The sequence below is a fragment of the Plectonema cf. radiosum LEGE 06105 genome, assembly GCF_015207665.1.
Lineage (GTDB): Bacteria > Cyanobacteriota > Cyanobacteriia > Cyanobacteriales > Nostocaceae > Rivularia > Rivularia radiosa_A.
This window is the reverse complement of record NZ_JADEWL010000292.1, coordinates 1-2075: the sequence shown is the minus strand read 5'-3', so window position 1 is coordinate 2075 and position 2075 is coordinate 1. Positions and strand designations below refer to the sequence as shown.

The following is a 2075-nucleotide window of genomic DNA, read 5'->3' as shown; positions in this document are numbered from 1 at the left end:
CCCCAATATGACAAAAATGATGCAATAATAAGCGCGTGTTATTAATGGGCTGGTAAAGACAATATCTTGTCTGGAGTCACTTAAGCGTGATAATAAAATTACACATTGCTTTTTTATTAGACTAAAGGTAATACAAGCTAGGAACAGTATTATTTAAAGTAAATTTCCCTATTGCTGTATAAGGAGCATAAATGGAATCATCAATTATTGCTATAGCTTTAGCGCTTATAGGTTATTCATTAGGATCGACAAAGATTATCAATCAAGGTAATGAAGCTTTAGTAGAGCGCTTGGGTCAGTATCATCGTAAATTAAGACCTGGAATAAACTTTATCGTTCCCCTGATCGATCAAATTGTGATGGAAGATACCACACGGGAACAGATACTGGATATAAAACCCCAAAATGTAATTACTAAAGATAATATCTACCTAGAAATTGATGCGATTGTGTATTGGCGCATCAAAGATATGGAGAAAAGCTTCTACCAAATTGATGATTTAGCACAAGGTTTAAATCAAATTACTACAACTTCTCTGCGGGAAATAATTGCTCAAAATACTTTAGAAGAAACTAATGTTTCTAGAGTAGATATGGATAGAGAATTATTGGATCGATTGAATGAGAAAACCATAGATTGGGGAGTTGAGATTATTCGCTTAGATATTCAATCAATTACACCTCCTGAAAGTGTACGCAGATCAATGGAAGATCAACGTGCTGCTGAAATCAAAAGCCGTGCTGCAATTTTGGAAGCTGAAGGTGAACGTCAAGCTGCAATCAAGAAAGCTGAAGGTACTAGTACTAGTATGCAGATTCTTTCTGAAGCTTTGCGTAGCGTTCCTGAAAACAAGGAAATTCTCCGATATTTAGTTGCTCAAGATTACATCAACGCTAGTTACAAATTAGGTGAAAGTCCTAATTCCAAAGTTGTGTTTGTAGACCCCGGTTCAGGTAAAAATGATATTATCGAGCAAATAACTGCTGAGACAGTAGCCGAACATACTGCAAGAAGACTAAGAACTGATGATGGCAATGGTGCTGAATCCTAAGCTAAAACTTCGACTTTATCAAGGAAGTCAACATGAAAAATTTTTTTCATCGCCATGAATGTAAGGGTTTTTCTCACTACTGACAAGTCAGTGAATTAATTTGGGAAATTTGTAAAGATTTGAATCAGCGTTGAGACTTTACTGAATTTCCCATTTTTATTTGTTTTGATTTGATCGCCAAATAGCGTCGGCAACCATTGAAACATCCCGTATTTGTTCAACATCGTGAATTCGTAATATATCGGCACCATTAAAAATGGCCGCACAACAAGCCGCAGCCGTTCCCCAAACTCTAGCTTTAGGATCTGGCTGGTTGAGAATTTTGCCAATAAAGCTTTTACGAGATGGTCCAATTAAAATCGGACAGTTAAGTTTTGTTAATTCTGTTAAGCGGCGAAAAATTTCTAAATTTTGTTGTAAATTTTTAGCAAAGCCAATACCGGGATCGATAATAATTTTTTCTCTTTTTATTCCCGCAGTCGTTGCTGCGGTTATTTGTTGGCATAAAAAATCCGAGATTTCTTCTATTACATCTTGATAGTCGGTCATTTGCTGCATTGTCTGCGGGTTTCCTCGGGTATGCATTAACACAATAGGCACACTTAACTGGGCAACTATAGAAAACATCGACGGGTCAAAAGTGCCGCCAGAAATATCGTTAACCATATTGGCACCAGCATCAACAGCAGCTTTGGCAACAATTGAAGAAGTGGTATCTACGGAAATTGGAATGTCAATTTTTGAGCGTATGACCTGCAATACTGATAACACCCGTTCAAGTTCTGACTCTACAGATATTTGTTCTGCACCCGGTCGAGTAGATTGTCCCCCCACGTCAATGATATCCGCACCAGCCGCAGCTAAAGCTTGGGCTTGATGTAAGGCGGCATCTGGTCGATTAAACTCACCACCATCGCTAAAACTATCAGGTGTTACATTTAAAACACCCATTAAAAATGTGCGATCGCCCCAGTTGAAGTTAAGCATCGGAATTTGTTTTGAATAAAGGATGGGGGGATGGGG

2 protein-coding genes are annotated in these 2075 nt (G+C 38.1%); one reads left to right on the top strand and one right to left on the bottom strand.

Features of this window, described 5'->3' with window-relative positions; genetic code table 11:
* Positions 1 to 191 precede the first annotated feature (191 nt).
* Positions 192 to 1052, top strand: coding sequence for an SPFH domain-containing protein (locus IQ247_RS32040; protein ID WP_193926221.1), 861 nt, complete (start codon positions 192 to 194; stop codon positions 1050 to 1052).
* 156 nt (positions 1053 to 1208) lie between these two features.
* Here the strand turns inward: IQ247_RS32040 and folP are convergent, their stop codons facing one another.
* On the bottom strand, positions 1209 to 2039 hold the full coding sequence (gene folP, locus IQ247_RS32035; RefSeq protein WP_193926220.1) for a dihydropteroate synthase: 831 nt from the start codon (positions 2037 to 2039) through the stop codon (positions 1209 to 1211).
* Between the last annotated feature and the right edge of the window lie 36 nt (positions 2040 to 2075).

Coding starts and splice junctions, on each gene's coding strand:
- folP (WP_193926220.1), bottom strand. CDS start 2,039: ATGCTTAACTTCAACTGGGGCGATCGCACATTTTTAATGGGTGTTTTA.
- IQ247_RS32040 (WP_193926221.1), top strand. CDS start 192: ATGGAATCATCAATTATTGCTATAGCTTTAGCGCTTATAGGTTATTCA.